The sequence below is a fragment of the Paraburkholderia sp. RL17-347-BIC-D genome (genome assembly GCF_046027915.1).
Classification (GTDB): Bacteria; Pseudomonadota; Gammaproteobacteria; order Burkholderiales; family Burkholderiaceae; genus Paraburkholderia.
In genome coordinates, this window is record NZ_JARESS010000014.1 from 32,924 (window position 1) to 54,309 (window position 21,386).

Annotated in this window: 21 protein-coding genes; 9 read left to right on the forward strand and 12 right to left on the reverse strand. The window is 61.6% G+C overall.

Annotated elements, in window-relative coordinates; translation table 11 throughout:
* The first annotated feature begins 188 nt into the window (after positions 1-188).
* From P0D96_RS20245 to P0D96_RS20255, 3 genes are all read left to right on the forward strand, one after another.
* Positions 189-860 (forward strand): DUF429 domain-containing protein, encoded by a 672-nt coding sequence (locus tag P0D96_RS20245; RefSeq protein ID WP_408315009.1) that lies wholly within the window; start codon positions 189-191, stop codon positions 858-860.
* A 117-nt stretch (positions 861-977) separates the two neighbouring features.
* The gene (locus P0D96_RS20250) at positions 978-1,622 is read left to right on the forward strand and encodes a lysozyme inhibitor LprI family protein (RefSeq protein WP_408315011.1); all 645 of its coding nucleotides are present in this window, start codon (positions 978-980) and stop codon (positions 1,620-1,622) included.
* Between the two features lie 264 nt (positions 1,623-1,886).
* Entirely contained in the window at positions 1,887-2,939 is a 1,053-nt protein-coding gene (locus P0D96_RS20255) for a LysR family transcriptional regulator (RefSeq protein ID WP_408315012.1), read from the forward strand.
* Positions 2,940-3,011: 72 nt separating this feature from the next.
* Here P0D96_RS20255 and P0D96_RS20260 read toward each other — a convergent pair whose 3' ends face one another.
* The 4 genes from P0D96_RS20260 to P0D96_RS20275 all read right to left on the reverse strand — a co-directional run bounded on the left by P0D96_RS20260 (position 3,012) and on the right by P0D96_RS20275 (position 7,200).
* Positions 3,012-3,983, reverse strand: coding sequence for an ornithine cyclodeaminase family protein (locus tag P0D96_RS20260; protein ID WP_408315014.1), 972 nt, complete (start codon positions 3,981-3,983; stop codon positions 3,012-3,014).
* 48 nt (positions 3,984-4,031) lie between these two features.
* Positions 4,032-5,375, reverse strand: coding sequence for an MFS transporter (locus P0D96_RS20265; protein WP_408315016.1), 1,344 nt, complete (start codon positions 5,373-5,375; stop codon positions 4,032-4,034).
* Between the two features lie 76 nt (positions 5,376-5,451).
* Complete coding sequence (locus tag P0D96_RS20270; protein WP_408179242.1) at positions 5,452-7,008, reverse strand: M81 family metallopeptidase; 1,557 nt, start codon at positions 7,006-7,008, stop codon at positions 5,452-5,454.
* 3 nt (positions 7,009-7,011) lie between these two features.
* Positions 7,012-7,200 carry a hypothetical protein gene (locus P0D96_RS20275; protein ID WP_408179241.1) on the reverse strand — a complete coding sequence of 63 codons (189 nt, stop codon included), beginning with the start codon at positions 7,198-7,200 and terminating at the stop codon, positions 7,012-7,014.
* A gap of 251 nt (positions 7,201-7,451) precedes the next feature.
* On the opposite strand from P0D96_RS20275, the gene P0D96_RS20280 reads away from it, so the two are divergent.
* Positions 7,452-8,255, forward strand: coding sequence for a class II aldolase/adducin family protein (locus P0D96_RS20280; protein WP_408179240.1), 804 nt, complete (start codon positions 7,452-7,454; stop codon positions 8,253-8,255).
* 11 nt (positions 8,256-8,266) lie between these two features.
* On the opposite strand, the gene P0D96_RS20285 is transcribed toward P0D96_RS20280, so the two are convergent.
* From P0D96_RS20285 to P0D96_RS20300, 4 genes are all read right to left on the reverse strand, one after another.
* Positions 8,267-9,214 (reverse strand): LysR substrate-binding domain-containing protein, encoded by a 948-nt coding sequence (locus P0D96_RS20285; protein ID WP_408179239.1) that lies wholly within the window; start codon positions 9,212-9,214, stop codon positions 8,267-8,269.
* A gap of 80 nt (positions 9,215-9,294) precedes the next feature.
* Positions 9,295-10,587, reverse strand: a complete 1,293-nt coding sequence (locus P0D96_RS20290) for an MFS transporter (RefSeq protein ID WP_408315018.1) — start codon at positions 10,585-10,587, stop codon at positions 9,295-9,297.
* A gap of 273 nt (positions 10,588-10,860) precedes the next feature.
* Positions 10,861-11,748 (reverse strand): amidohydrolase family protein, encoded by an 888-nt coding sequence (locus tag P0D96_RS20295; protein ID WP_408280387.1) that lies wholly within the window; start codon positions 11,746-11,748, stop codon positions 10,861-10,863.
* An 11-nt stretch (positions 11,749-11,759) separates the two neighbouring features.
* A complete protein-coding gene (locus P0D96_RS20300; protein WP_132374991.1) occupies positions 11,760-13,013 on the reverse strand; it encodes an MFS transporter in 1,254 nt (417 codons plus the stop codon).
* Positions 13,014-13,185: 172 nt separating this feature from the next.
* Between P0D96_RS20300 and P0D96_RS20305 the strand changes: the two genes are divergently transcribed.
* Positions 13,186-14,088 carry a LysR family transcriptional regulator gene (locus P0D96_RS20305; protein WP_408315020.1) on the forward strand — a complete coding sequence of 301 codons (903 nt, stop codon included), beginning with the start codon at positions 13,186-13,188 and terminating at the stop codon, positions 14,086-14,088.
* Between the two features lie 962 nt (positions 14,089-15,050).
* Here P0D96_RS20305 and P0D96_RS20310 read toward each other — a convergent pair.
* Positions 15,051-15,359: a DUF4148 domain-containing protein gene (locus tag P0D96_RS20310; RefSeq protein WP_408179236.1), complete on the reverse strand. Its 309-nt coding sequence runs from the start codon at positions 15,357-15,359 to the stop codon at positions 15,051-15,053.
* A 345-nt stretch (positions 15,360-15,704) separates the two neighbouring features.
* Between P0D96_RS20310 and P0D96_RS20315 the strand changes: the two genes are divergently transcribed.
* Positions 15,705-16,106, forward strand: a complete 402-nt coding sequence (locus tag P0D96_RS20315) for a hypothetical protein (RefSeq protein ID WP_408315021.1) — start codon at positions 15,705-15,707, stop codon at positions 16,104-16,106.
* A gap of 93 nt (positions 16,107-16,199) precedes the next feature.
* On the opposite strand, the gene P0D96_RS20320 is transcribed toward P0D96_RS20315, so the two are convergent.
* Together P0D96_RS20320 and P0D96_RS20325 are read right to left on the reverse strand one after the other, a co-directional pair.
* Positions 16,200-16,613 carry an SDR family NAD(P)-dependent oxidoreductase gene (locus P0D96_RS20320; RefSeq protein WP_408280662.1) on the reverse strand — a complete coding sequence of 138 codons (414 nt, stop codon included), beginning with the start codon at positions 16,611-16,613 and terminating at the stop codon, positions 16,200-16,202.
* A gap of 30 nt (positions 16,614-16,643) precedes the next feature.
* Positions 16,644-17,372: a GNAT family N-acetyltransferase gene (locus P0D96_RS20325; protein WP_408280395.1), complete on the reverse strand. Its 729-nt coding sequence runs from the start codon at positions 17,370-17,372 to the stop codon at positions 16,644-16,646.
* A 155-nt stretch (positions 17,373-17,527) separates the two neighbouring features.
* On the opposite strand from P0D96_RS20325, the gene P0D96_RS20330 reads away from it, so the two are divergent.
* Complete coding sequence (locus P0D96_RS20330; protein WP_408280397.1) at positions 17,528-18,490, forward strand: GlxA family transcriptional regulator; 963 nt, start codon at positions 17,528-17,530, stop codon at positions 18,488-18,490.
* A gap of 139 nt (positions 18,491-18,629) precedes the next feature.
* Here P0D96_RS20330 and P0D96_RS20335 read toward each other — a convergent pair whose 3' ends face one another.
* Complete coding sequence (locus tag P0D96_RS20335; protein WP_408179232.1) at positions 18,630-19,565, reverse strand: LysR family transcriptional regulator; 936 nt, start codon at positions 19,563-19,565, stop codon at positions 18,630-18,632.
* 131 nt (positions 19,566-19,696) lie between these two features.
* Here P0D96_RS20335 and P0D96_RS20340 point away from each other — a divergent pair, with 131 nt between their 5' ends.
* The gene (locus tag P0D96_RS20340) at positions 19,697-20,548 is read left to right on the forward strand and encodes an SAM-dependent methyltransferase (protein ID WP_408179231.1); all 852 of its coding nucleotides are present in this window, start codon (positions 19,697-19,699) and stop codon (positions 20,546-20,548) included.
* Entirely contained in the window at positions 20,548-21,378 is an 831-nt protein-coding gene (locus P0D96_RS20345; RefSeq protein WP_408179230.1) for a DUF8737 domain-containing protein, read from the forward strand. The genes P0D96_RS20340 and P0D96_RS20345 overlap by 1 nt, the downstream gene beginning before the upstream one ends.
* Positions 21,379-21,386 lie beyond the last annotated feature (8 nt).

Sequence of the window (21,386 nt, forward strand, 5' to 3'; positions counted from 1 at the left end):
TCGTCGCGACATCTGACGACGAGCTATTCGTGCGCACAGGCCAAGCCGCACTGACTATGGCTGGACGCAATGAGTTTGCCGCGTCACACGCTCTGCTTGAACAGGCGAGGTCGCTTCTGCGTTTTTCGACGGATTAAGCATCAGCTATTGCTACCGAGGTAAGCGTGCTCCGTTGAGAGTAGGGAACTATGAGGTCACAACGAGCTGTAGCTGGAATCGATATTGGCGGCGACCGGAAAGGAAATCATCTGGTTATCCTGCGTGACATCCAGATTGTGTGCAACCTCCGGTCGCAGGCGCCGGAACAAATGGTCGAAAAGTGCCTCCAATTCGAGGTAGGAGCGGTGGGCATCGATGCTCCCTGTCTGTGGCGAGTCGGCGAAGCCGGAAGGCAAGCCGAGAAGGAGCTCGCGCGGCAGCGAATCTTTTCGTTCGCCACACCGACTCGCGCAACAGCCATGGCCAGTAAAAGCGGATTCTACGAGTGGATGTTCAACGGCGAGCTTGTCTATCAGGCATTCGCACCGCATTTTCCCCTCTTCAACAATGGCGGAGAACTCGGTGATCGAGTCTGCTTTGAGACGTTCCCCCACGCTATCACCAGCGCTTTTCTAGGGACCGCGGTCGCGTCCGCGAAGCAGAAACGAACTCAGCGCCGAGAAATTCTTCAAAATGCGGGAATTGACGCGACGTCGCTGAAATCTATCGACGAAGTGGATGCGGCGCTGTGTGCCTTGACAGCGCATTGCTTGCTTGACGAGAGATTCGTGGCGTACGGCGATGAACTCGGTGGGTCCATTGTTGTGCCGGCTCCTGCTGGCACACTCAAAGGATTCAGCGAATACCGTTTTAGCGGTTAGCGTGGCACGCCTCGTGCGACGGCACGATCGGGGTCTCGTGATCCCGTTGTAGGCGCATAGGATTTCGCTCACGAGCGACCGCAGTCTTAGCAATGCAACCATCTTCAAGGAGGGCCGGTGCATCTAAAGCGATTTTGGCCAGTGCTGCTGTTAATGGCGGCTTTCGATTCAACCGGAGCATGGGCAAGCGATATTCAATGCGCCACCACGCGACAACCGGCTGAACGCGTCATCTGCGACCACGCCATCCTGAACAATGAATACGACGATATCTCCGCGCAACAACAGGCTCTCCTGAGCAGTGGAAAGCTTTCACCCGAACGACTCGCTCAGTGGAGGCAATCGCGAAACGCCTGCACCGACGTTCACTGCATTGATACGGTATTCGCCAAGTGGAAGGCGTTGGCCAGGTCTGCCGAAGCCAGTCCTGCCGCTGCACAGGCTCCGGCAATGGCTTCATCCAATGACATGGCTCCCGTCGGTCCGGTGCCGGAGGTAGTTCCCTCTATCGCATCTCAGGCCTCCCCAACGTCGGAGGCTTCTCTTGTTCGCCAGGGGAGTGCCGCTGGCGTAGCGCTCCCGAAGCCGGTTGAAACGCAGAGCTCTTCACCTGCTGTGGCTTCCGCTGCGTCCGGTCCGGTTGACAAGCGCGGCACGACGGGCATGAGCGCCGTTCTGATGGTGGCCTTGCTTGTCGCGATTGGATTCGGTGTACTCTTCAAGCGCCGAACGAAGGGTGGTGGAGGACCGAACGACCATTAAAGAACATTGACCAATGCGCAAGTCTGGAGCGGCCCCAACGATAGGCGAGGGGCGCAAATTTATGATGACGGGAACCGCCCTTACTCCGAGCATCGATTTGGCGCCTGACCGCTCGCAATACTCTGAAAATGGCGACGGACCTTGGATTCAGCCCTGCGTGGGCGCGCTGGCTTTTAATCTCCGCCACCGTCGTAGGTTCTGCCACCTCCATTGCGCGCACACGAAGACGGATGGGCAGGAATCGCTCACGTCAGGCGTAAAAAAATGATGGCGATCACTAACGCCACGGAATACCATCGTCGGATCGCCGCGCTCACACCCAAGTCAATGATTTCGACCGAGGACCTGCATTTTTTCATTACGCTTGCGAGCGCTTTGTCGCTGGCGGATGCCGCACGCAAGCTCGATGTCACGCCGCCCGCGGTTACGCAGCGGCTGCGTCTTCTGGAAAACCGGTTGGGCATGCGGTTGATCGATCGATCGGGCCGGCGCATGGTGCTCACCGACGAAGGCGAGCTGCTTGCGGTCCACGCGCGCCGGATCTGCGATGACATTGGCAATTTGTCAGACACGCTGGCATCGCGGCGCGGCACCGTGGCCGGCCATCTGCGCGTGATTGCGCCGCTCGGTTTCGGGCAGCGTTACGTCGCGCCCGTCATTGCGCAATTTCGTGCCCTCTACCCGGAAGTGAGCGCAAGTCTGATGCTGTCCGATCGGCCCGCGCGCATCTCGGATGACATGTGGGACCTGATGGTGCATATCGGCGAGTTGCGCGATTCGTCGCTCGTCAGCCGGCGCCTCGCACCTAATCGCCGCATCCTGTGCGCGGCGCCGAGCTATCTGGCGCGTCGCGGTGAACCAAAGCATCCAGAAGAACTGCTCACGCATGACTGTATCGCGCTGCGCGAGAACGATGAAGACGTGACCATGTGGCGTTTCACGCCGAGAGACCAGGGCACACCGGCGAACGTCAGAATCGAGCCGATGCTAACGAGCAATGATGGCGGCACCGTGCGTGATTGGGCGCTTGCCGGGCTTGGCATAATTTCGCGCTCAGAATGGGACGTGGCCGAGCATCTGCACGCGGGGCGGCTCGTCCCGCTGCTCGAAGCGTGGACGCAGCCGGACGCGGATATCGTCGCGCTGATCAACTCGCGGCATGGACGCTCACTGCGCGCTCAGCGTTTTCTCGACCTTCTGCATGCGTCGACGTTGCAACAACCCTGGTTGCCGGGTGACAGCGAACAATCCCGGAGCGGCAAACGTGCACAGGGCTCTGGTGCTGCTGGATCGACGGCTCGCGCGAGCGCCGGCTGACCGGATGTGGCCGCGACCCCGCACCGATCAGAGCGGCGCGGGCCTGGTCTGACGACCGGTGAAGCGGCGATACTACCAAGGCCACGACAACGAGGTCGCCGGACCCGTTTCGCAGGCACGCTCGTAAAGCAATCGCGCGACTGTCAGATCCTGCAGGGCGATACCGGTCATGTCGAACAGGGTGATGTCGTCAGGATGCCGATCGATCCGAACCTGGCCGGTGATCAGATCGCCGATCTCGATACATGGCGTGTCAGGCGCCCATTGTGTCTCGCCGATTTCGCGCGCCTGGGTTCGGTCGTCGACAAAAAGGCGGACGCGCGGCAGCAAATCTTCCGGAAGTTCGCGTTTGCCTTTGGTGTCCGCGCCGACGCAGTTGAGATGAGTGCCGGGTTGCACTGCATGCGCGTCGAAGAGTGGCCCTTTGCCCGGCGTGGCCGTGACGACCACATCGCTGTCAGCCACCGCGGCGTTACGGTCGGTCGCATGCAGGACTTCGCAACGTCCGGCGAACCGCGCTTCGAATGAAACGTCGCGCTCACCGTCCACGGTGATATAGCGAACGCAGGAAAGCTGTTCGAGCACACGCATCGCGAATCCGACCTGCACTTGTGCTTGTACGCCCGTGCCAAATACGCATAGACGAGCACTGTCCGTACGCGCGAGGAGGGTCAAACCCAAGCCGCCGGCAGCGCCCGTGCGCATGGTCGTGATTGCATTGCCGTCGATCACGCACACGGGTCGGCCGGTTTTCGGATCGATCAGGAGAATGGTGGCCTGGTGCGGTTCGCCGCCCAAGCCGCGGTTTGAAGGCCAAAACCCCGCGGCCTTGAATCCGAGCAGGCCTTGCGACTGCACGTCGCCCGATTTGATTCCGAACACGCCCCCTGTCGCGAGTGGCTCTCGGACAACAGGAAACACACGGCCCTCGCCCCGGCTGTGAAGAGCGAATGCTTCCCGTACTGCTTCGACTACATCGTCAGGCTTCAGCAAGGCCTCGACCTGGTGTTTGTCGATCAGGATCAGCTTGGCATCATTACGCATTGTGGTACACCTTGATTCTTGAGAATGGCAAACGCAGTGTGTCCGACGTCAGGAGGCACTGCCTTGCGGCGCGCTCGCTGGCTGCAATGCCGCACGGTTTGCGCGTTCTACGAACAGCACCATTATCGCGGACAGGCACATGAGTCCCGCAACACCGAGCATCGGCACGCGATACGAGCCGGTAACGTCGTGCAGCCAGCCGGTAGCGTAGGGGCCGAGGAACCCGGCCAGCGTGCCGATCGTATTGATTAGGCCGATGCCCGATGCGGCCGCAGCGTTGCTGAGATAGCGCGGAGGCAGCTGCCAGAACGAGGCATGCGGGGTGTAGACGCCGACCGCGCCGAGCGTAAACGCAGCCATGGCCTCGTATGGCGACGAAAGGAACAGCGCAGCGGCGAACGACAAACCGCCGATCGCCGTTGGAATCGCAACGTGCCACGCGCTGAGCGCGGTACGTCGAGCATAGTGTCCCCACAACAGGATGGTCACCGCCGACACCGCGAATGGCACAGCGGTAATCAGTCCAACCTGGAAGACCGAATATTTGACAGCGTACAGGTGGGAGAACTCCGCGACCATCTGCGGCAAGAAGAATGACAGTGCGACGACGCCGATATTGATCCCGAAGTAGATCAGTCCGAATGCGAGAACTCGCCGGTCGAGCAACGCAAGCCATGCGCTTTTCGGCGACAACCGTTGGGCTTCCTGCCTCTCCACCGCGAGCGCATGGCTCAGTTCGGCGCGCTCTTCGACGGTCAACCACCGGGCGTCGTCGGGCCGGTCTTTCATGACGATGAACGTGACGACACCGAGCGCGATCGCCGGCAATCCTTCTATGAAAAACATCGAGCGCCAGCCGGACCAGCCGAACAGATGCGTATGCTCCATGACGAAGGTTGAGATCGGTGCACCCAGCATGTTCGACAGCGGAATGGCGAGAAACAGCAGCGACATCAGCCACACCCGCTCCTGCCGCGGCAGCCAGAACGTGACATACAGAATCATCCCCGGAAAGAATCCTGACTCTGCAATGCCGAGGAGAAAGCGCAGCGCGTACAGCATGTGAGGGCTGTTGACGAATGCGGTCAGCGAAGCGATCAATCCCCAGGTGACGAGAATACGCGTCATCCACAGCCGTGCGCCGAATCGCGCCAGCAGCAGATTGCTGGGCACCGCAACGAGAATGTACCCGGCGTAGAAGAGGCCGGCGGCCAACCCGAACTGGGAGACCGACATGCCGAGTTCGCGATTCATCGTCAACGCCGCGTAGCCGACGTTCGCCCGGTCCATCTGGTTGACCATGTAGAGCAATATCAGCAGCGGCGCCAGACGCCAGATGACCTTCCGGGCGGTCTGTGGTCTGACTCGCGTCACGTCTAGCGTATCGTTCATTGGGAATATCCTCTGTTGCAATGGTGCGTGCCTTGCGCGTGCTGTGAAGACAGCAAGTCTTCGCGGGGTAATTCGTTCATCGCGGGTCGCTCCTTGGCAGAACGGTGCGGACCGTCGGACTCCACGCGGAAATGTCGTCCAGCGGTATGACGGGCCGCGGCAGCTTCTTGAAATCGAATCGCGCGAGGATCGGGGAAGTCAGACCTGGCGCATCGACGCTGACGATCTGTGCGTCGGAAAAGAACTCGTCGAATGCCGCCCTGAAATGGCCGCGCGACTTCAATACGACGACGCGCGCACGCGCAATGTCGATGTCGAACATCTCGAAGAACATCGGCTCATGACACTGATGTCGCTTGCTGATGACGATGACCGTCACGCCGCCGATCTGCAGCGCCGCGCACGGTCCAAGGTCGAAGCTGCAGCCCGCCAGTTGTCCGCGTCGGCCGACACCTTTGCCGTTGTGCAGTTTCAACACGCGGGCCGGCGCGTTGAACGGCTCCGAATACACGGTGGTTTCAGCACGATTGAAGCGCGCAACGAGCGTTTGCCCGGTGCCCGCCACGTGGGCGTCCGCCACCAGATCCGGATCGGTGACGACGCCGAGAATCGCATCCTGCACGTCGTGCTGGAGCAGCGCCTTGAGCACGAACGGCGTGTTGCCGCGCCCGCCGCCGCCCGGGTTGTCAGCCACGTCGGCGAGTAGCAGGGGCGCTAACGAAGGATCGTCGCTGGTCGCTTTGGCGAGGCGCACCGCGTCGTCGAGGGGCGTCAGCGTCGGCGTGAATGCGGCACGCTCTTGCCACGCATACGACACAAGATCGATGGCCACTTGATGTGCGAGCGGTGCATCTCCGCGCGTGGTCACGAGTACCGTCAAGCCGTTCTTCGGCGTGTCCGCGAACGCAAAGCCGCCGACAATCGAGACGTTCACGATCCGCGGGTCGTCCAGCGCTTCCGCGCGCCGGATCATTTCCGCATACGGTCCGGTTCCCGGGGCGGTCAGCAACTGGGTGGGCGGGGCGCAGACGGGCATGCGCACGTGCGCGACTGCCGTACGCATGCCATTCAATAATTCGCTCAGGATGCGGGCGGCCTCGGCGCCGCGCTCGGCCATGTCGGTGTGAGGATTGCGGCGGTATGAGACCAACGCGTCGACGGTGTTCACCATCCGGTCGGACACGTTCGCATGCAGGTCGACGGTGGCGACGATCGGCACCGCAGGTCCGACGATATTGCGTACGAGCGTGAAAACCGCGCCGTCGGGATCGTCTTCTTCGGTCGTGATGGCGGCGCCATGCTCACAGATATAGACAGCGTCGAGCGGCAGTGCCGCACGCAACCGCTGTTCGAATTCGCCCAGCGTGTCGGCAAAGAATGCGTGTTCGACCGGGCCGCCCGACTCGGCGTTGGCAAAGAGGATCGGTACAGGTGTCCACTCAGAGGTCGCATCCATCGTTCGAACGAATGCGGGAATTTCCGGCGTCATCACCGGCGCTTCCTTGCGTGCGTCGTCCAAGAGCGCGGTAGCTTGCAAGTAGGCGCGCGATACGAAATCGGCGCGCGTGGACACCGGCGCAAACCGGTTCGATTCGATCGCGAAGCCAAGAATGGCAATGCGCGGGTTTTTCATCAGTCACTCCTCAGCGCCGGCGTCACCCAGATCGGCATCGCACGTGGGGGGGGGCCGGCGGATCATTGCGTTGCTTTCGACGACGCGGCGATTGACCGCGAGCATGCAAGCGTCGATATCTGAATTCGCATGCTCGTGAAAAGTATTGGTTGCCAAAATGCCATGCGGGTTAACGTCGACTGATTGCTTCATTCACATTGGAGTTAACCGTCTCGCACGGAAGCAGTGGACGCGATCGGCGCGCGATCGGTCGCGGGCATGCATCCGGGACGTTCGAAGAGCCATGGGCACCGCAAGCGTGAGTGGCGCCGATCTCGGCAAGCCATGGGGAAGTGGGCCGCGCCTTGTGAGCGCAAGAAGCAAACTTGTGACAAATCGTCGATGGACCGTGCGGTCCGTGCGGCCTGAGAATGAATGCTTCAATCAGCACGAAGGAGCATGTCATGGGTCACGCGGAAGTCCGCGAGTTGCAGATTCCGAAGCCAATTGGCGGACGCTTGCCGGAGCCGCCTGTATTCGCCAGCCTCGACGAAGAGCGGCAACATCGCAAGCTCAAACTCGCTGCCGCATTTCGCATCTTCGCGCGATTCGGGCTCGCCGAAGGTATAGCCGGACATATCACGGTACGCGACCCGGAGTTCCACGATCGGTTTTGGGTCAACCCGTACGCACAGCATTTTTCGTCGATTCATCCCGACGATCTCGTTTGCATCGACGAGGATGCCAACGTTTATCACGGGACCGGACCGGTCAACGCCGCGGCGGCCGCGATTCACTGCGGCATCCACGGCGCGAATCCCGATGTCGTTGCAGCAGCCCATACACACACGACTTTCGGTCGCGCATTTTCTGCCCGCGCACGGCTGCTTGCTCCGCTCAATCAGGAAGCCTGTCTCTTCCACGAGGATCACGTGCTATTTCGTGGCGACGTAGTGGTGCTCGCCACTGAAGAGGGTCGCCGGATCGCGCAGACGATGGGCACGAAGCGCGCCGCGATTCTGCTCAATCATGGGCTGCTGACGGTCGGCTCATCCGTCGATGCCGCAGCGTATCGTTTCATCGCGATGGAGCGTTGCTGCCAGCTGCAGTTACTGGCCGAGGCGGCCGGCCCGATCGAGCCGCTCTCCGACGAGGAGGCGCAGGCCACGCGCGCGCAACTGGGATCCGACTATGTCGCATGGCTTGGATTCCAGGGACTCTATCAGCAACTCCTGCGCGACAATCCCGATCTGCGCGAACTCGCCTGACGCGGATATTGCTAGTGTGACGCAAGCGTCGCTTCGATAGCTGCCGCGCGGTCGCGGCAGCCGTCACGATAGTCGCGAACCGCGGCGCCTAGCCATTGATCGAAGCGTTTGAGCGGCTCCCACTCGCGTTTCTGCTCTGGAAACGAGTAGTAGACGGTCTCCGGATTCGGGATCGAATGAGGGTGGATCTGGACGAGTGCACCGCTGCGCAATTCCCGTTCGATCAGGATGTGCGGAAGCAAGGCCACACCCAGACCGGAAATCGCGGCGTTTATCGCCATGATGAACATGTCGTAGTGCTGGTTCGACGTGCTGGGTTCGATGACCTGGGCGCACGCCGTTTCGGACCATGCAAGCCATGCGCGCGGTAGATCGCGGGTGTGGATCCAGGGCAGCGCGCTGATCCTTTCGCCGCTCAACGTACCGCGCGTACCGATCAACGAGGGCGCACAGACAGCAAGAATTTCATCGTCGCTGACGAGCGGCTGTCCTGGCATTGCAGGCCACAAGCTCTGCGCAAAATAGATCGCGGCGTCGAAACTCGAATCGTCGAAGAAAGTCGGCTGGTCGCGACCCATGATGTGGAGTTGCAGGTCGGGATTGGACTCGTAGAAATCATGCAGACGTGGAATCAGCCATTGAGATGCAAATGTGACGCCGACGGCCAGTTGGAGCTTCACTTCGCTTTGCTTGCGGACCAGTTCGAGCGTATCGCGTCGAATCTGGTCGAGATGGACGCGGATCCGCCGTGCGTACTCCGCGCCCGCCGCGGACAATACCAGCCGCTGACGGACTCGCTCGAAGAGCGTGATGCCCAGATGCGCCTCGAGTTCGTTGACCTTCTTGCAGACCGCGCCGTGCGTCTGCGACAGCTCGGCCGCGGCCTTCGAAAAACTTTCATGACGCGCCGCTGCTTCAAAAGCTTGCAGGGCGCTGAGACTGGGAACACCGCGGCGCATCGATAATCCTTGCTGGCGAAAAGGAATGGGCAATGGATACGCCGATGATAGCCCTTCGTGCGGCGAGGCGCAGGCGACGCCTATTCGCTCGCCAGCCGGCGCAGGCCGACCTCGCGCCAGCGCGTTTCGAGCAGCATGACCACGATGGAAGCGAGCACCATCGTCGCTGCAATGCCGACGAACGCAAGCACGAACGTGCCGGTCGTATCCTTGACCCACCCGATAAAATACGGCAGCAAAAATCCTGACGATACGCCAATACTCGTGATCAGCGCGATGCCGGCCGCCGCAGCCCGATCCGTGAGTATGCGGCTGGGCAACTGCCAAAAAGTCGTGATGCTGCAAAAGCAGGCCGACGCGCCAATCGAAAGCGCAATGATCGACTGGTAGGGAGACTTCAGCAGTAGCGCCACCGAGAGCGCGGCTGCGCACACCAGCAGCGGGCCGGCCACATGCCAGGCCCCGACATTGTGGCGGCTCACCAGACGGCCCCAGATCAGCATCGCGATGACAGCGACGCCGAATGGAATCGCCGTGATCAGCCCGACGTCCGTGAGGCTGTACTTCACCCCGAATGTGCTTTCAAACGTCTTGATGACTTGCGGCAGGAAATAGAGCAAGCCGATGATGCCGGCGTTGGTGCCGAAATAGACGATGCCGAGGGCCCAGACTTTCGGATTTCGAAGCGCTCGCGAGACGTCGGACGACGACGTGGCGGTTGCTGCCTGAGCCCGTTCGGCAGCCAGCGCGGCGGCGATTTCGCCCTTTTCAGCGGCGGAAAGCCACCGCGAGCGGGAAGGGTCGTCCGTCAGCCAGAAATAGGCGACCACGCCGAGAATGATCGCGGGCAATCCCTCCAGCAGAATCATCGCGCGCCAGCCGCTCACGCCGAACACGGTCGCGTGTGCCATCAGCCACGTGGACACGGGCGCGCCGAGCACACCGGTCAGTGGGATAGCGGTGACGAACAGCGACATCATCCAGACGCGATTGCGCGCGGGCATCCACAGCGTGAGGTAGTACACCATGCCCGGAAACAGACCCGCCTCGAATGCGCCAAGAAAGAAGCGGGCGATGTAGAGCCAACGGGAGTCGGGAACGAAGCTCGTCAGCGAGGAGAGCAGACCCCAGCTCAGCAGGATGCGCGTCATCCACAGCCGGGCGCCAAACCGATGCATGCACAGGTTGCTCGGTACTTCGAAGAGAATATAGCCAAGGAAAAACAGACTTGCCGCGAAACCGTATTGCGCCGCTGTCATATGCAGTTCGGCATTCATGGTCAGCGCTGCATAGCCGATGTTTGCGCGGTCAAGCTGGTTCGCAATGTACATCAGGATCATCAGCGGCGCGAGCCGCCAGGCGATCCGTTTCATCAACCGATCGGAAATCGCGGGTTTGAGCGCCTCAAGGTCCATGGTTTTCCCCAGATCTACGCGTTGCGGGTTGCTCTCAAGGGAGATTAAGCGCCGTGACCGGTGGGAGGACAATGCACGAAAAATATTGACTTTGTGAGCAAACGTCACAGGATGGAACTGGCGCCTTTTTGCAATCGCGTTTCCGGCCGATCCCGAAAGATCGGCGACATGGCTGAAATCGCTGCCGTTGTGATGTGCCGCTCCGGCGGATTGGCCGCCGCGGTCGAGCGCTTATTCGAATCGATAAAGCGTGCGCGCCGAGCTGGTCAAAATAGACTCGCGCTGCGCCGCGTCCGGAACCCACAGATCGAGCGCACGACGGGTCGCGGTGTAATCGACGAGTTGCTGATGCTGCGTATGCGGCCAGTCGCTGCCCCACACCAGTCGCGCGGGTGTGTAAGCGTCGAGAAGCTGGCTCGCGAGAGCGGTGCCCAATGCTGTGCCGTCGTCGTTCACCGCGCTCCGGTAAGCCGCCGACAGCTTCACCCAGACGCGTCCGGTAGCGGCAAGCGACAGCAGATACGTGAAGCCTGGATCGTCGGCAGCAGTGCGCGGATCGGGCCGGCCGAAGTGATCCACGACCACCGTGCAGCCCTGCTCGAGCAGCGGCCCGACAACGGCATGCAAATCCACGGCTTGACGGTGAACCTCGACATGCCAGCCGAGTGCGTTGACACGCGCGAACAGCCGCCGCCAGTCGGGTGCGGTCAGTTGAGGAAGCTTCAGGCCGACGAGATTCAATCGGATACCCACTACGCCTGTGCTATCGAGCAGCGCGAGCTCGTGATCGGTGACTGCGCAATCCACGACCGCCACCCCACGAAAACGTCGCGGATAGCGCTTTGCCACATCGAGGAAAAAGGAATTGTCGGTGCCGAGAAAACTGGGTTGCACGAGCACGGCGTGCGAGACACCGTTTAACAGCAAGTGACCGGCGTAGGCATCCACCGTTGCGTCGTAATCCGGCGCATGGCGACGCTGCCGCGCCAGCGGCAAGCCGCGTACGAACACGTGGGCATGCGCGTCGATTGCGACGATTCGCTGATCCTTGGTGTGATACCACTGGTCCGCCACCGCAGTGTCTTGCGTCTGCATCGTTTGAATCTGTTCGTCGATCATGTGTTTCCCCGTTATGCGCGGCTCGCGGCGTTGGCCGTTACCGTCGCGATCCGGCGGTTCTTCGTTTCCGGCAGCATGAGCGCGGCCACCACCACGAGTCCGTAGGCAATGCCGGCATCGATGCCGAGCGCCGAGCCGAGCGGCATCGAGTTGCCCATGTGTCCGACGAGCACCGGAAAACCCGCCGAGACGATCCGTCCGAAGTTGTAGCAAAAGCCCACGCCGGTACCGCGAATGCCTTGCGGATAGAGTTCGTTGAACAGTGCGCCGAGCGTGGCGGGGATGCCGGCTGCAAAGAGGCCCAACGGAAAGCTGAGGAACAGCATGGCGGTGTCGCCCATCGGCAGGAAGACGTAGAGATTGACCGTCGCGATGCAGCACACGGCGAACAGAATCACGTTGAGCCGGCGGCCGATGCGGTCCTGCAGCCACGCGCTCACGAAGCAGCCGCAGATGAACGCCGTAATGATGACGGCAAGATACCCACCGGTGCCGAGCACTGACAGATGCCGTTCGGTCTTGAGATAAGTCGGCAGCCATGTCGTGATCGCGTGATAGCCGCCGTGCGCCCCGACACCGATCAGCGCGCCCACGATCGTCGTGCGAATCACCGACCGGTCGAAGATATTCCGTGCGGCGGGGAGCGCCTGCCTCGGCGACGCGACCGGCGCGGCGGCGCGTGGCGGTTCGACCACGTTGCGGCGCAGATAAAGCACGAGGCCGGCCGGAATCACGCCGATGCCGAACAGCAACCGCCACGCCCAATCCGGCGGCACGAACGAGAAAACCAGCGTGTACAGAAGCACTGCGCCCGCCCAGCCAAAACCCCACGCGCTTTGCACGATGCCCATCGCCTTGCCGCGATGCTCCGCGCGCATGGTCTCGCTCAACAGCACGGCGCCAGCGGTCCATTCGCCGCCAAAGCCCACGCCTTGCAAAGCCTTGAGAACAAGCAACTGTTCGAAGTTCTGCGCGAAGGCGCTGAGAAAGGTGAAGAGCGAGAACCAGATCACGGTGATCTGCAACGCGCGCACGCGGCCGTACCGGTCCGACAGCATGCCCGCAAGCAGTCCGCCCAACGCGCCGGCGACTAACGTTGCGCCGCCGATCAAGCCCGCCTGGCCTTTGCCGATGCCCCAGGTTACTAGCAAGGTCGGGATCACGAGGCTGAACAGCTGCGTGTCCACGCCGTCGAGCGCCCATCCGGCAAAGCAGCTCCACAGCGTGCGTTTTTCGAGCGTCGATATTTCGCGGTACCAGTTCATCTTTGTCTCCTGTCGACCCGAGTTGGCGCTTTGGCGCCTGACTCTGGTCCCATCCAAGGCTGTCGATATTTTCGTGACGACGGTCTGCTTGCTCATCGCACGTGGAGGCATTCTAGTGAGCGGGTGGATAAAGATATATGATGCAAATGATCATTTTTCATATCGTTCTAATATGGAAATGCGCAACCTGAAGTACTTCCTCTGCGTCGCCGATGCAGGCAGCGTCACGCGCGCCGCTGAACGGCTGAACATCGCGCAACCCGCGCTGAGTCAGGCGCTCACTCGCATGGAGAAGGACCTGGGCGTCAAGCTGTTCAACCGGACGCGGCGTGGTGCGGACCTTACCGCCGCCGGGCTGGCGATCGTCGAGGACGTGCGGATGAGCGTCGCGAGAATCGACGCCGCCTCACACCGCGCTCGCGAAATCGGCGCGCAACGGGCAGGGCGTCTGACGGTGGGCTTCGCGTCGGCGGCGCTGTTCGAGGTGCTGCCGCGCGCTATTGCGGCGTTGCGCGCATCGGTGCCGGATGTCGAGTTGGTGCTGCGCGAGATGAGCAACGCGGAGCAGGCAAGCGCGCTCGAGAAAGGGGAAATCGATATCGGCTTGCTGCATACGCCGGTGGCGGTCGCGGGCAAGATGCGGGAGAAGCTAATCGCGCGGGAGCAATTGGTCGCGGTGTTGCCGGCGACGTTTCCGTTGCAGGCCGGCGCGACTGTGTCGTTACGCGAGCTCGCGCAGCACGGGCTTGTATGGTTCCCGCAGGGCCAGTTACCCAACATTCGCGCGGGCATCCTGAGCGCGTTCCGGCAGGCGGATTGCGAGGTGGAGATCGTGCAGGACGCGAACCGGTCGCTGACCGTGCTCGCGTGCGTCGCCGCGGGGTGCGGTGTGTCGCTGCTGCCGCGTTCGGTGCGGGCGCTGCAATTTAGCGGAGTAAGGCTGTGCGAGATCGTCGACGGCGCCGCGCTGCCGCGTTTCGAACTCAGCGCGATCTGGCCGGCACGGGCAAGGCAGACGCTTGCAGACCGTTTCGCTGAATTGATTGAGCCTTACCCTGCAAGCTCACTGGCGTAGACGGAAAGCCAATGGGTTCATGCGGTGGCACTGCGACTGAAAGTCTTTGGCAGGCGAACGGTTTCAGAAGTGCGTGCATTGGCATGCGGCTGTGCCGTTGCTGAGAGTGGGTTCTTTTAGCGATTGGCCGATTCGGCGAGCAACATGCCGTCGACCTCAATGAGGGGCGCCGCGCCGAGCCGATGTAGCGCCTTCACACGACGATCGATTCGACCGCTGGCCGGGCACAATGCGGCCAGACACGGCTGGTCGACTCGTATGCGGTGGTATTTTAGGCGCTGATATTGATAACCGAGCCGACCGCTGTCGTACCGGAACCGGTAGTGGCTTGCGCTGACGATGGCGACCGATCCGCCAATGCGCTTACTGCGCCATGCGCGTGAAGGTGATGGACGCTTTTGCCTGGACTGCTCGGTGACGTTGCCGCCTTCAGATGTGCCGCAAAACTCGGCTGGCTCGATTCACTCGTGGAGCTCTGGCCTGTCAGCTTCGACAGCCCGGAACCGATGGCGCTGCTCACGCCGCTGAGTACTGAGGCTGCTACACCGATTGGTATCATATCGACATCCTTCAGAATGGGGCAACCGAAATGCCCACGCTTCCGAACTATACCGAGTTTCCCCACGGCACGGGCATGTCGGCCTCGATATGTTATCGAAATAACGGCTATCGTTGACGCTGGAGGCATCCGGCGATCGGACTTGACGGCTCTTCGGGTGGCCTGAGGGAACGCAATCACCTGTTGCAGAGTGACCCGCGTCAGGCGGTTCGATGCACAGCTTGGAAAGGTGCTTGAAAAATCGTCGACCGCGAGTCGCCTATCGTCAACTCGTAAGTTTCACGCGGTGTATGCAGATTGCATCGAGCAGCACCGGGCCACATCCGGCCGTATGGACGATCAGGTTACGGGTGCCTTGCAATTTTTCGACCTTCTCGATGGCCTTCAACGCTAGAGTTTGGCGTCAAGCGGGCGGCGCCTGCTGGCACTCCGCCTGGAACCAACTGTCGACCCGGCGCTGTGCCGCCTGTAGATCCTCCGGGTAGTACGGGTCGAACCACCTGGATGGATCGTAGCCAGCTTTCCTTAGAGCCGCCAGTTCGCTGCGGTTTCGCTCCGGAGTTAAAGGGGCGTTGTTCTTGAGCGCGGCCAGGTCGCTGCATTGCGATGTGCTCAAGTGCGCCGCGCTTTGCGGGCTGCCGCCCGCCGCGCAGCCGGCGAGCGATAAAACCAACACGCAAAGCATCGGCCACTTGTTCGATGGGTTCTCCATATCGCGTCTCCTTCCATTCAATCGACACTGTACAACGGCGACCCGAATGACGGCATGAGCCGGTTAGTCCGGACGCTCACTTCACGAGGAAGCGCTCGTTCGCTGCCTGTCGTCGATGGAGTCGCGGCGATAAACGCAAGGGCTGAATACCGGCTCCGGACAAGACGGCGGCCGCCCAATCGCGGTGTAGTATTCGACCATGTACGCGTGCTTACCCGGCCTCGACGGCGTGTAGATTCGACGCATCCATGGCGTTGACGGCAATCCGGTCAAACGGCCTGGAAACCGCGCCAACGAAACGCATGGTGGCGTCGGCTGTGGCAACGGCATTGTTGGGAATACATCATGTCAACCGAGTGGAAACGCCGCGCCAGGCTCTTTATTCAGCGTTTCTGGCAGCCGACCAGCGCGTGCATGACTTGCATGCCGGGAAGTTGGGGCAATGTCATGAGCCTTGCCCACTGGACGATTGCATTCCATACCGGTCTGCTTACCGGACTCCTGGCCGTACTTTTGACCTTCACACCCGTGGAGAAACTCTACGCGCATCGATACGGCAATGCGCTTGTCGTCGGCGTCCTGACGACGGTAGGCGACGCCTATTCGCACGCGAGTCACTACCGCGTCCCGTATCTCGAGCACATCGTGACGGGTGCTATTTCAGGCCTCCTGGCGCTGATTGCGTCATATCTCTTCGAAAACCGCGCGCGTCGCCTTCGGGCGGTATGGGCTCGAGTTTTCGGATAGCCTCCGGCTGGTACACCTACCTCGGTTAGCCGCCACAAAACGGACGGTGACAAGCACGTTAGGCCGGCATTGCCGCCGGGCCGAGACATGTTTTCAAGCTGCCGCCGGGCCCGTTCGCGGTTCCGCGAACTGTCCGAGACCGAGATCCTTCATCAACTGGGTGCCTCGCGTGGCGTCGGCTGGCCGCTGGGCGCTGGCGAAAATATTCGTCGGATAGTTGCTGGGTTGGACGAGAACCACGTCGCTGCCCAACTTCGACAACTCATAGCGGTAGCTGTCGGTTAATGCTTCGATTGCGAATTTCGACGCGTCATATACACCGAAAAACGGGAAGGTCACCCGGCCGAGGATCGATCCGATATTGACGACCAGGCCGTCACCCTGTGCCCTGAAAGCCGGCAAGACTGCCCGCAGGGTCCGTTGGATGCCGAATACGTTGACGTCGAAGAGCGAGCGTAGCTGGAGAGAAGACAGCTTCGCTTCTGTGGACCAACGTGGTGGCCGAATAACCGATGGTTAGCCCATTTCGACCTTTCGCTAAATGGACGTAGGAACTGAAGTCGAAAGCGAATCTGCATGTCCGACGCGGGTAAGGTGGAACGTGCGACGCAATTCGAAGCCAAGCCGCTCATACAACCCAATCGCGGAAATGTTGTCACTGAACACATGGAGAAACGGTGTTTCCCCGCGTTGCTCGATTTCTCTACGCAGGATTTTTACGAGCCGGCCAGCAAGGCCTTTTCCCCGATAGTCTTCATCGACGCAAACGGCGCTGATCTCGACGTATCCGTCGACGCACATCCGTTCGCCAGCCATCGCAATTAGACGCCCGCGCTCACGAATCCCAATGTAGTTGCCCATCTCGCGAGTTCGCTTGCCGAAAGGGCCGGGCTTGGTCTTCTGGACCAGGTCGAGCATGTCGTTCGCATCCGCGTCACCCATCCGGCTTACCGCGCGGTCGTCCGTGCCGCTTGCTTCGCGGTGCCGGGCGATCATTTGATGGATCACTCCCACGCGCGTCATTTGAAGCCCGTCGATTGGACCGATCGGTTCATCGGATTGGAGGACAGCTACCTGCTCGTGAGGCAACAGAAGCTGAAGGAGCGCCTGGTATGCCGCAGGGGTTTCGAATGCCAGGGCAGCGAAGGGCGCCACATCGGGGTGGTATCGACGGGCAAGCGTGTCTCCGTATCCAAGGTGCGCCTGCTTCGTTGCGAGGGCCGTCCAGATCGGACGGTCGAGGTCTGCTTGTATCGAACCACTCATATCTTCTCCTTTTGCAAGCGCAGCTATGTGCCAGCGGATTGCTTGAATGTTCAACCGGCGCAAGCGCATTACCGCGGCCGCATTGCTGTGCAGTCTAGACGTCCGATCGGAGCGGGGCTATAGTCGCAAATGACATTAATGGAGTTATTTGCGACATGAGACTCGTCATCTTCGCGCTTGACGGCCTATTCGACACCGGGCTCACGGTACTGCTGGATACTTTTGCGACGGCCAACGAACTGGCCGCCGCCCAGGGGTTCGCCGCACCGCCCTTCGATGTGAGGCTCGTTGGCGTACGCAGACGCATTCGTACCGCGCATGGATTGTCGACTCCAGTCGAACCGGCAAGCAACGTTCCCCGCCCGGATTGGGTGGTGGTGCCTGCGCCGAATGTCAGGCAACCGGAGCGCCTGATCGAGGCGCTGGGGCGTCCGGACGTGCGCGAGGCGATGGCGTACCTGCGTACCTGGCATGCTGACGGCGTCGGCGTCGCGGCCGCCTGCATCGGTACTTTCCTGCTGGCCGAAGCCGGGCTTCTGCATAATCGCGAAGCGACGACCACATGGTCGCTGGCGCCTTTTTTCCGCCAACGCTATCCGGCCGTCAATCTGGATGATTCACGCATGGTCGTCGCCTCGGATCGCGTGGTGACGGCGGGTTCCGCGATGGGCCATCTCGACCTTGCGCTATGGTTGTTGCGTCAGGCAAGTCCCGAACTCGCGACGCTCGTTGCCCGCTTCATGCTCATTGACAAGCGTTCATCCCAGGCCGAATACATCATTCCCGATCACCTCGCCCACGCCGATCCATTGGTCGCGCGATTCGAGCGATGGGCTCGCGACAATCTTTCCTCGGGGTTTTCGCTTCAGGCGGCAGCGGCTGCATTGTCCGTCGGACCCCGCACGTTGCAACGCCGCACCGAGGCAGTGCTGGGTAAGTCGCCACTGGCGTTCTTCCAGGACCTGCGAATCGAGCGGGCGCAAAACCTCGTTTCGATTGGCTACGACGTCGAGAAAATTGCGAGCGAGGTTGGCTACGCCGACTCGGCGACATTGCGGACTTTGCTGCGTCGTAGGCTCGGCCGTGGGGTACGCGAGCTTCGCGCCGAAATGCGTTAGCGTCCCGAGCGGATCACAGCGGACATATGTCGACCAGCCGCGAGCGGTGCAAGCGGGTCGACCTGAGGCGGCCGTCACCCGTCAGAGTGCGACCGCTCTGCTGGACCTTCCTATGTGCAACCCGGCACGCCAATAGTCATCATGTACCCGAGCCTTCGCTATCGCCCGCTGGGTGGCTCTTCACATGATCGATGAAGGCGCGCAGTTTCGGCATGATCTGCCGGCGGCTTGGATAGTAGAGAAACACGCCGGGTATCATCGGCGCGAACGGTTCCAGCACGTGCACCAGTTTCCCCGTTCTCAACCCTTCAGCCGCCATCGGCTCAGGGAGTTGCGCAAGGCCTACCCCTTCGACTGCCGCGCCGAGCAAGGTGGGAAAATCGTGGGCGATGAGCGGGCCGGATACGGCGATCTCGATCGGCTGGCCGTTGCCGTTGAAAGACCATAGCGCGAGCGCGCCGCTGGATCGCCGCCATCGCAAACATGCGTGTTGACGCAGATCGTCCGTGTGCATGGGCCGGCGGCGCGCCGCAAAGTAGGCAGGGCTGCCGACGACGATGAGGCGTAACGGTGGCGTCAACGGTACCGCGATCATGTCGGCGTCGACGAACTGACCCAGCCGGATACCGGCGTCAAATCCTTCCGCCGCAAGATCGACCAGCTCCTTGCTTGCGGCGATCTCCACTTCGACCTCGGGATAAGCGTGGCAGAAGGAGGCAATCAGCGGTTCCAGCAGGATTGGCACCACCGCGCGCGGCACGGAAAGGCGTAACAACCCGGCGGGCCGCTCGCCAAGTCCGCGCGCAACTTCACTAGCGGCGACAAGCGCCTCGAAGGCGGGCTGTGCGTGCGAAAGAAATCGTTCGCCCGCTTCGGTCAGGCCGACGCTACGCGTGGTGCGTATGAAGAGGGCGGCGCCAATGCGTGCTTCAAGTACACGCACAGTCTGGCTGACGGCCGACGGCGTCACTCCGAGTTCAGCGGCCGCCCGGCGAAAACTGCGATGCTGGGCAACGCTCAGAAACACCTCCACGCCATCGAGCGCGCCTTGTCTGACTGTGAAGTTCTGCTTCATAGCCCGTCAACATTGTGAGGAATAGTTGCTCGCGAGAGGCCATGGTACACCTACGCCTGCAGATGAGGACTCGGGCCGGTGTCGGCTCGCGAGCCCTGAACAATCCGCTGAGATCGTGGAGGAACCTTGCAATGACTGATGCACTTGATGGCGTACGAGATCACTATTACGCGACCGGCCTGACCGACCGGTTGAAGATCGCGCTCGCAGTTTTTGGGCCGGAGGATCAGCAACTCACGCCGCAGCAACTAGGCGCCCTTGACCAGTTTCACACCCGTGGGCTTGCGGCCACCGCCGAACTTGCCAAACTCGCCGGGATCACCGCCGACATGGCGGTGCTGGACGTCGGTTCCGGCGTTGGCGGGCCGGCTCGTTTTCTGGCTGCAACCTATGGCTGCCGGGTGACGGGTATCGACCTGAGCGAACCGTTCGTGGATGCCGCACGCTATCTCACCCGACGCACAGGGCAGAGCGAACAGGTGTCGTTCCATGCCGCCAGCGCGCTGGACCTTCCCTTGGACGGCAGCCGCTTCGACGCCGTATTGCTGCAGCACGTCGCGATGAACATTGCCGAACGCGCACGGCTTTATCGGGAGATCCGACGCGTGCTGAAGCCATCCGGCCGGTTCGCGACGTTCGATGTCGTCGCAAACGGCAGCGAACCGTACTACCCGGTTCCCTGGGCGCGCACGTCGACAACAAGCTTTCTCCTGACTGCCGATGCAACGCGCGAGGCGATTGAACAGGCAGGCTTCCGCACGCTGGCATCGCAAAACGACACCGACGCCGCAAAGGCCTGGTTCACCCAACTGCGTGCGTCAGGACCACCGCCCTCGCCAAATCTCGGCGTGGTGATGGGGCCGGACTTCGCGCAGCTTTCCACCAACCTGGCGCGAAATCTCCTGGAAGGCCGACTCGGCATTCTCACCGCGGTGTTCGAGGCTGCATTGACCACGACCCGAATCAACCTGGAGAACCACTGATGACCGCCGCCTCTATTCCCGCCGGCATCGTCCTGCCGCGTCCCGCCTGGCGCAGCCTGCTTTGGCTGGTTCCGTTGACCGTGCTGTGGATTGCGTTGATCTACTGGAAGCCGATTATCCCAACCAGCGGCGTTGCGATCACCGCTCATCAGTTGATGGTCCATGGGCTTATTGCAGTCGGTTTGTGGCTCGGGCTCGAAAACGCGGAACTGACGCCGCGCCAACGCCGCACGACCTGGCTGGCGGTCATGATTCCAGACACGCTGTGGTTCGCTGTTGTCTGGAGCGCGGCGATCAATGGCGTCTTTCGCACGAGCGCCTCGGCGTTGCCGTTGTTGCCGTTGGCGATCTTCCTGCCCGTTATGCTCGGCGCGCCGCTGCTGCTGTTGTCGAGGCGGGTCGGGCAGGTGCTCGATGGAATGCCGGCGACCTGGCTTGTCGCTCTTCAGCTTTATCGGGTATTTGGCGGTTGGGCTCTCGCCGCCTGGCTGCATGGGGCGCTGCCAGGCGTGTTCGCGTTGCCGGCGGGCGTCGGCGATGTCTTGACCGGCCTGTTCGCCGTGCCGGCGGCAATCGCCGTGGCGAGCGGCACAGCTCAAGGGCGGAAGGCGGCGATCGGCTGGAACATCTTCGGCCTCGCCGATTTCGCCGTCGCGATTACCTTGGGGATGATCACTTCGCCTGGGCCCTTCCAGTTGCTCGTTCCGAGCGTGACGAGCATCGGCGCCGGCACTTATCCGGATGTGCTGACCCCTGCTTTCGTGGTCCCAGTTTCGATCCTGCTGCACGCGCTGTCGCTGCGGCAGTTGGTCCGACGACGCGCCGGCTGAGCTCCCGC

What these genes read in the sequence shown, in the direction of transcription:
- P0D96_RS20245 (WP_408315009.1), top strand. Translation starts at nt 189, where the DNA reads ATGAGGTCACAACGAGCTGTAGCTGGAATCGATATTGGCGGCGACCGG.
- P0D96_RS20255 (WP_408315012.1), top strand. Translation starts at nt 1,887, where the DNA reads ATGATGGCGATCACTAACGCCACGGAATACCATCGTCGGATCGCCGCG.
- P0D96_RS20260 (WP_408315014.1), bottom strand. Translation starts at nt 3,983, where the DNA reads ATGCGTAATGATGCCAAGCTGATCCTGATCGACAAACACCAGGTCGAG.
- P0D96_RS20265 (WP_408315016.1), bottom strand. Translation starts at nt 5,375, where the DNA reads ATGAACGATACGCTAGACGTGACGCGAGTCAGACCACAGACCGCCCGG.
- P0D96_RS20270 (WP_408179242.1), bottom strand. Translation starts at nt 7,008, where the DNA reads ATGAAAAACCCGCGCATTGCCATTCTTGGCTTCGCGATCGAATCGAAC.
- P0D96_RS20275 (WP_408179241.1), bottom strand. Translation starts at nt 7,200, where the DNA reads ATGAAGCAATCAGTCGACGTTAACCCGCATGGCATTTTGGCAACCAAT.
- P0D96_RS20280 (WP_408179240.1), top strand. Translation starts at nt 7,452, where the DNA reads ATGGGTCACGCGGAAGTCCGCGAGTTGCAGATTCCGAAGCCAATTGGC.
- P0D96_RS20285 (WP_408179239.1), bottom strand. Translation starts at nt 9,214, where the DNA reads ATGCGCCGCGGTGTTCCCAGTCTCAGCGCCCTGCAAGCTTTTGAAGCA.
- P0D96_RS20290 (WP_408315018.1), bottom strand. Translation starts at nt 10,587, where the DNA reads ATGAAACGGATCGCCTGGCGGCTCGCGCCGCTGATGATCCTGATGTAC.
- P0D96_RS20295 (WP_408280387.1), bottom strand. Translation starts at nt 11,748, where the DNA reads ATGATCGACGAACAGATTCAAACGATGCAGACGCAAGACACTGCGGTG.
- P0D96_RS20300 (WP_132374991.1), bottom strand. Translation starts at nt 13,013, where the DNA reads ATGAACTGGTACCGCGAAATATCGACGCTCGAAAAACGCACGCTGTGG.
- P0D96_RS20305 (WP_408315020.1), top strand. Translation starts at nt 13,186, where the DNA reads ATGGAAATGCGCAACCTGAAGTACTTCCTCTGCGTCGCCGATGCAGGC.
- P0D96_RS20310 (WP_408179236.1), bottom strand. Translation starts at nt 15,359, where the DNA reads ATGGAGAACCCATCGAACAAGTGGCCGATGCTTTGCGTGTTGGTTTTA.
- P0D96_RS20315 (WP_408315021.1), top strand. Translation starts at nt 15,705, where the DNA reads ATGTCAACCGAGTGGAAACGCCGCGCCAGGCTCTTTATTCAGCGTTTC.
- P0D96_RS20325 (WP_408280395.1), bottom strand. Translation starts at nt 17,372, where the DNA reads ATGAGTGGTTCGATACAAGCAGACCTCGACCGTCCGATCTGGACGGCC.
- P0D96_RS20330 (WP_408280397.1), top strand. Translation starts at nt 17,528, where the DNA reads ATGAGACTCGTCATCTTCGCGCTTGACGGCCTATTCGACACCGGGCTC.
- P0D96_RS20335 (WP_408179232.1), bottom strand. Translation starts at nt 19,565, where the DNA reads ATGAAGCAGAACTTCACAGTCAGACAAGGCGCGCTCGATGGCGTGGAG.
- P0D96_RS20340 (WP_408179231.1), top strand. Translation starts at nt 19,697, where the DNA reads ATGACTGATGCACTTGATGGCGTACGAGATCACTATTACGCGACCGGC.
- P0D96_RS20345 (WP_408179230.1), top strand. Translation starts at nt 20,548, where the DNA reads ATGACCGCCGCCTCTATTCCCGCCGGCATCGTCCTGCCGCGTCCCGCC.